Annotated in this window: 9 protein-coding genes; all 9 read right to left on the bottom strand. The window is 71.0% G+C overall.

Features of this window, described 5'->3' with window-relative positions:
- Positions 1 to 212 precede the first annotated feature (212 nt).
- A complete protein-coding gene (locus tag GA0115259_RS39630) occupies positions 213 to 398 on the bottom strand; it encodes a hypothetical protein (protein ID WP_093598301.1) in 186 nt (61 codons plus the stop codon).
- A 246-nt stretch (positions 399 to 644) separates the two neighbouring features.
- Positions 645 to 2,351, bottom strand: coding sequence for a MazG-like family protein (locus GA0115259_RS42855; RefSeq protein WP_345941020.1), 1,707 nt, complete (start codon positions 2,349 to 2,351; stop codon positions 645 to 647).
- A gap of 74 nt (positions 2,352 to 2,425) precedes the next feature.
- A complete protein-coding gene (locus GA0115259_RS18765) occupies positions 2,426 to 2,890 on the bottom strand; it encodes a hypothetical protein (RefSeq protein ID WP_093598298.1) in 465 nt (154 codons plus the stop codon).
- A gap of 20 nt (positions 2,891 to 2,910) precedes the next feature.
- Entirely contained in the window at positions 2,911 to 3,282 is a 372-nt protein-coding gene (locus GA0115259_RS18760; RefSeq protein ID WP_093598295.1) for a DUF4326 domain-containing protein, read from the bottom strand.
- 19 nt (positions 3,283 to 3,301) lie between these two features.
- Entirely contained in the window at positions 3,302 to 3,625 is a 324-nt protein-coding gene (locus GA0115259_RS18755; protein ID WP_093598292.1) for a hypothetical protein, read from the bottom strand.
- 263 nt (positions 3,626 to 3,888) lie between these two features.
- Positions 3,889 to 4,254: a hypothetical protein gene (locus tag GA0115259_RS18750; RefSeq protein WP_093598289.1), complete on the bottom strand. Its 366-nt coding sequence runs from the start codon at positions 4,252 to 4,254 to the stop codon at positions 3,889 to 3,891.
- A complete protein-coding gene (locus GA0115259_RS42850; RefSeq protein WP_370748136.1) occupies positions 4,254 to 4,559 on the bottom strand; it encodes a DUF6011 domain-containing protein in 306 nt (101 codons plus the stop codon). The genes GA0115259_RS18750 and GA0115259_RS42850 overlap by 1 nt, the downstream gene beginning before the upstream one ends.
- 58 nt (positions 4,560 to 4,617) lie before the next feature.
- Positions 4,618 to 5,367 carry a zinc finger domain-containing protein gene (locus GA0115259_RS18745; protein ID WP_093598286.1) on the bottom strand — a complete coding sequence of 250 codons (750 nt, stop codon included), beginning with the start codon at positions 5,365 to 5,367 and terminating at the stop codon, positions 4,618 to 4,620.
- A partial coding sequence (locus GA0115259_RS40395) for a hypothetical protein (protein ID WP_161230414.1) occupies positions 5,364 to 5,588 on the bottom strand: 225 nt, incomplete at its 5' end. The genes GA0115259_RS40395 and GA0115259_RS18745, both read right to left, overlap by 4 nt.

Here is a 5,588-nt window from a genome sequence, read left to right as displayed (position 1 = left end):
CCGCGTGGAGCAGCACGGCGACGGCGGCTGCTGCGGTGAGGAGCAGCAGGGGCATGGCGGTGCCGAGGACGCGTGCGGCATTCATCGGGCTGGCTCGATCCGTTCGGCGCAGGCGTGGGGGTCGGCGCATTGGGGTTGCTGGTCCCACCAGGTGGTGCCGCCGGTGGGGGGTTGGCGGCACCACTGGCAGAGGAGCGGCTCGGGGGCGGTGGTCATGGGGTGCGGTTGATCTGCCGGGCCACAGCGAGGGCGCGGTAGTCGGCGCCGATCTGTTCGGCGTCCTCGGCCGCGCTGTCGAGCCAGTCGGCGAGGGGCATGTCGAGGTCGGCACGGGCGATGAGCATGCCGCTTCGGCAGCGTCGGGCAGCGGTGCGGAGTTCGTCGGCTGGGCTGGTCATGTGATGGTCCTTCGGTCGGATTGACTGTGTGGCTCTCTGTGGCTCGTTCTCGGGCTCGCGGGAGCGAAGGGGCGTTCTCGGGTTGTTATCGCGGGAGACGGCCGCCTGGCCGCGTTCTCGGCTGCGTGCGGCTGCTCTGCGTGCCGCCCGGTTCGATTGCGGCTCGGGCTGCCCGTCCTCCACCACCACCTCGGTGCGGATGAGCCGGGTCTCCCAGGCCGCCCCGGGGCGTGGACGAAGGGCCTGTCACCGCTGCGCCTCCACGGCCGCCGCCCGCTCCGCGACCCGGGCAAGCTTCGCGTCGAACATGCTGCCCGGGTCGTCGCTGATGGACGCGAGGGCCACGGCGGCGGTGAGCATCACGTCGCACAGCTCGCCCTGCACGTCGGTGATCGTGTGGGTGACGCCCTTGCGCGGGTTCTGGCCCGTCATGCCGATGTACGCGGAGGCGACTTCCCCGGCTTCCTCGGTGACCTTGAGGATGCGCATGGCGATCTCGTGCTGGTCGCGGCCGTTGTTGGTGTCGATCCACGCGACGAGACCATGGATCGTCTGCCAGAGGTCGGGCCCGTGCGCCCCGTCCTCGGGCACCGGGCCCGGCTGCGTGGCGGCAAGGCGTTCCAGGTCGGGGTTGTGGGCGAGGAGGTTCTCCACGACGCCGTCCCCGGCGGACTGCTCCAACTGGACCAGAAAGTCCCGCAGGGTGGTGGCGCGGGTCTGCTCCAACTCGGCACGCAGACGGGCCATGATTCCGTCCGCCTGCGCGCGCTCGGCCTGGAGCATGGTGAGCAGTGCCTGCTGCTCCTCGTCCGCCTCGGCCATTCCGATGGCGACGGCATCCTGTACACGGATGTCGCCCAGTGCATACCCGAGCGGGGTCCGCCGCATCGCCGCCTCCCACCGCTCGCGCCGGGCGTCGGGCTGCTCCCCGGAACCGTCCGAGGCCCAGATGCCGAGAATGTGTACCGGGTCCATCGGCGCCCGCTCGGGCTGCTCCCCGGCAGCGGGCTTTCCCTCCCGGCAGTCGCATTCCTCGACCGACTGCCGCTCGCAGACGTGCTCGTCCAGCAGCGTGCCGGTGTCCGCGTGCAGCCGGTAGGTATCGAGGGCCTCGTCCAGCGCATGCCACTCGCGGCTGGTGGTCTGGTGGTATTCGTCGCGCTGGGTCTTGAGCCACTGCTCGAAGGCATCGCCACGACGGGGCGCTCCGGCGTCGGCTGTGGGCTGCTGCGCCTCGTCGGCCAACCGGCGCAGCTCCGCCTCGATGAGGCGGGCCCCGTGGACCGCTCCTCGACGATCAGAGGAGTCACGGGCGGTCCGCCGCAGGAACCGTGCAGCCTCTCGCCAGCCCTCTGCGGGCGTACCGAACGGTTCCATGCCGCAGGCATCACAGCACCCGCACTGGTCAACGCATACAAGTTCGTCGTCTGCCTCCCGCAGGACGGCAGCCCGGTCTGTTCGTGCCCGGAGAGCCGCCTGCCGCCAGCGGTCGATCACCTCGGCAGCGTCCTGAGGCTCCAGGTAGTCGCCGCACGCGCAGCCCGTGACCTCGGTGACGCACACGTCCTCGAAGTGCTGCGCCTCGGTGTGCCCGCAGATGCACACGGCGGCCCCGGTGGCGGGCTCGGGCAGCACAGCGAGCACCGCATCGGCGCGCCGCAGGAAGTACTCACGGTCCAAGGGCAGTTCCTGCGCCCACGGAAGGACGGGGGGCGGCGTCTGGTCGTGGTACATCGCCTCGGCGATGCGGTTGCGGAGGGCGGCCCGGTCGGCGGCCGGCTGTCCGGCGGCGGTACGGACCGCAGCCACCACGGCGGCGATGTTGCGCGGGTCGTCGAGAACGAGGCCGCTCTCGGAGTGCTGACACTGCTCCCACACGGCGGCGGCAACGGCCTCCATAGTGGGTTCGCCGTCGATCCAGACGGGACGGACAGGCTCGGGCTGGGTGGTCATGGGTGTCTCCAAGGTGTGTGGAAGGCTGGCCGGGCGCCCGCCCCTGATAGCGACAGGGGCGGGCGTGCTGCGTGTCACGGGGTGGGGCGGGGCCGCTCGGGGGCGTAGTCCCAGCAGAGGGTTCCGGTGCTGTGGGCTCCGACGTGGCCCGGTTCCAACTCGCAGATCTCGTCGTCGTACTGGTCGCCGCAGATCGGATCGTCGTCCGGGGCAGGGGCGGGGCGGGTGAGCTCGACCACCTCGGCCGCCGTGCGGCCATTGACGACGATCTGCGGGGCCTGCTCGCGGGCCAGACGCAGCGCCGTGTCGAGGTCGAAGCGGTGGGAGTTGAGCCAGTTGTCGCCGCGGTCGTACTCCTTGACGCCGAACTCCCAGGTGCCGTCTGCGCCGAGGCATGAGCTGTGCCGGGTGACGGCCCATCGGCCTTCGCCCCGGTACTGCACGGTGATCGTGTAGACGTGCCGGTTGATGTCGTTCTCGGGGAGCAGCGACACCTCGTACTCGGTGGCCTGGCAGGTGACAACGGGCTGGTGGGTCATCTCGTTCTCCTCGGGGGCAGTCACGGGGTGGGGTTGGCCAGCGCGAGCAGCGCGCTGGCGTGGCAGAGGTCCGGGGCGCCGGGCTCGGGCAGCGGGCACCAGCACATGAGGTCCCGGCCCGCGAGCTCCTGCCGTGCCTGCTCGACGAGCTGCGGATGGTCCTCAAGGTGAATGCGGTAGGACTCCACGGCGAAGTACCGGGCGTCACGCTTGGCGGCGAACACACCGACGCTGCCGCCGTAGTCGTGGGTGACCGTGAAGCCGCCGAAGTCCTCGGGGACGATGCGGTTGGGGTTGCCCCAGCGGGTGCCGCGTCCGACGTAGACGGCTCCGGCGGGCGCGCGCCACCCCTTGGTGCGGCGGCGTTGGATGCGGGCGGGCTGACGGGTCACATCGACTCCTCGGTCACAGTCAGGCGTTGGGGTGTTGGCCGCCGTGGGCCATGAGCTGGAACCCGAAGCGCTCGGCGTTGCCGCCAAAGCTGATCTCGTTGGCGGCGGTCATGGCGTTGCGGGACCAGTCGGCGTACGTGGACACGGCGTTGGCGGCCTTCGTCGCGTCGTCGAACGACTTGAACGCGGCCAGTGCGCGGCCCTCGTGGTGGGCGAGGATCCAGCGGTACTCCGAGAGCGGGCTTACGTCGGCAGGGATCTCGTACACGTGCAGTCCGGCGACGGGTTCGGTGGTGTCCACGGTGATCGGTCCGGCCGAGGTTGAGATGGTCATGATGGTCATGTGGGGCTCCTTGGGGTGGCTCACGATTGGGGCAGGTAGGGCGTACCGGGCAGTTGGGGCGGCTGACCGTTGGTCAGGGCGCCGGACGCGCGGTTGGTCCTCGAACCGGTTCTCCGGGGATGCGTACGGTCCATCCGCTGCTGAGGAGGTATTCGGCGGCTCTCTCTGCGGCTCCTCGGGGTGTTTGCTGCTCTGCGGGGTGGTGAGCCGGTAGTCCTCGATTCCGGCGGCGAGGGCGGCTACAGCGGCCTCAGGGATGCCGGTCATCCGATGGCCCCGAAGATGTTGAGCTGGCCGCTCTCGGCAAGGGCTGCGGCGCGGGTTTTGGCTCGGGTTTCGGCGTGGTGGTCGCGGTCGTAGTGGAGGTGGCATCCCTGGCACATGGCGAGGAGGTTCGTGGGGTCCACGTTCTCCGGCGTGTGGTCGAGGTGGGCGACGGTGAGGATGACTTGGGAGCCGGTGCCGTAGGCGAGTCCGCCGTGGGTGTTGGGGCAGCGTCCGGGGTGGGTGCCGCGTCCGCATTGGCCGGTGCATTCGCAGCGGCGGCCGGCGCGGTCGAAGCGGATAGAGGCGCTGATCTCCGGCCAGTTGTTCGGGTAGCGCTTCCTGTTCTCGGGGCGGATGGGCATCAGAGGCTCCAGAGGGTGGGCTGCATGGGCTGGAGGGGGAGTTCGGTCTGTCCGGGGACGGCCGTGTGGCTGGGCGGTGCAGGCGCCGGTCGTACGGGGGTGGTGGTGTTGCGCCAGCAGACGGGCCCGGCACCGCGGGTGCGGGACTCGGGGCTGCGGAGGGGGCGTCCGCAGACACGGCACGTCATGCGGCCGTCCTCGCCTTCGCTGCGGCGTCCGTACGGGATGGGTGTGGGTTGGGGAGTGGCCGGCCGGTGGCGGGGACGGTGCAGGGCTGGCCGGTGGCGGCGCGGCAGTGGGGGCACGGGATGGCCCGGGCGGGGTGCTGGGCGCGGCGGAGGCTGGTCGGTATCGGGGTGTTGGTCATGAGGCCACCTCGTCGACGATGTCGGCGTCGGGGATGTTCTCCTCGGCGGCGAGCCGGGCCAGGGCGCGGGCGGAGGCGTCGCGGATCCGCTGTTCCTCAGCTGCCCGCTGTTCGGCGGTGGGCTGGGGCTCGCCGACGGCTTCGCGGGTGCGGGCTGTATGCGGTTTCGGGAGGGGCTTGCCGATGGGGTGCTTGGCGGTGGCCCGGCCGCCCTTGCAGGGGAAGCCGATTTCGGCGCTGCACACCGGGCACTGGACACCGAGAGGGCCGGAGCGCCGTACGGCATCGGCGAGGGGCTCGCTGTCGGTGTCGGGGATGGTGCGGTTGCCTTCCCAGCCGCGGGCTTCCAGCTGGCGCATGAAGTTCTTGGAGGGGGCGCCTTCGAGGGCAGGGCGGCTGGTGGGCGGAGCGATGCGGCCGGAGGCTATGGCGCGGACTTGGCCGCGGTAGCGGGCGAGGTACTCGGGGGTGGTTTCGTCGCCGACGGGTTCGTACTGAAAGTTCTCCAGCCGGGCGTTGCGGATCTTCGTACGAAGCGTGCGGACGTGGTGCGGAAGGATCCACAGGCGCTGGTTCGGGTCCTGCGGCGGTGTCGTGTAGTAGGCGGCGACGGCGGTCTTGGCATCGGCGTCGAGCGGCACGTCGTTGAGGGCTGCGGCCCAGGCGGTGGCGGCGGCGAGGGAGGGCTGTCGGTTGTCGAAGCTGCTGGCGTGGGCAAGGAGTTCGGCGGCCTCGTTGGCATTCATCGGGCTTCCCGCTGCTCGCCGGGGTGGGTCTGGTTGCGGACGGGCTTCCACGGGGCATGGCCGGATCCGGGGCACGGTTCCGACCAGTTGCGTCCGTTCCAGCGGTGGTTGCCCATGACGCCGTCCTTGGTCATGGAGCGGTCCCGCATGCAGTGGGCGCACCAGCCGCGAGGGCGGGCGGGTTCCGGGATGGCCGGGTAGACGATCCGGTAGCAGGGGTG

It is taken from the genome of Streptomyces sp. MnatMP-M17 (assembly GCF_900091995.1).
Classification (GTDB): Bacteria; Actinomycetota; Actinomycetes; order Streptomycetales; family Streptomycetaceae; genus Streptomyces.
This window is presented reverse-complemented; position numbering and strand designations above follow the sequence as displayed.

Excerpts from the sequence above, each read along its gene's own strand:
- GA0115259_RS18765 (WP_093598298.1), bottom strand. The coding sequence starts at position 2,890 with ATGACCCACCAGCCCGTTGTCACCTGCCAGGCCACCGAGTACGAGGTG.
- GA0115259_RS42855 (WP_345941020.1), bottom strand. The coding sequence starts at position 2,351 with ATGACCACCCAGCCCGAGCCTGTCCGTCCCGTCTGGATCGACGGCGAA.
- GA0115259_RS18755 (WP_093598292.1), bottom strand. The coding sequence starts at position 3,625 with ATGACCATCATGACCATCTCAACCTCGGCCGGACCGATCACCGTGGAC.
- GA0115259_RS18745 (WP_093598286.1), bottom strand. The coding sequence starts at position 5,367 with ATGAATGCCAACGAGGCCGCCGAACTCCTTGCCCACGCCAGCAGCTTC.
- GA0115259_RS18750 (WP_093598289.1), bottom strand. The coding sequence starts at position 4,254 with ATGCCCATCCGCCCCGAGAACAGGAAGCGCTACCCGAACAACTGGCCG.
- GA0115259_RS39630 (WP_093598301.1), bottom strand. The coding sequence starts at position 398 with ATGACCAGCCCAGCCGACGAACTCCGCACCGCTGCCCGACGCTGCCGA.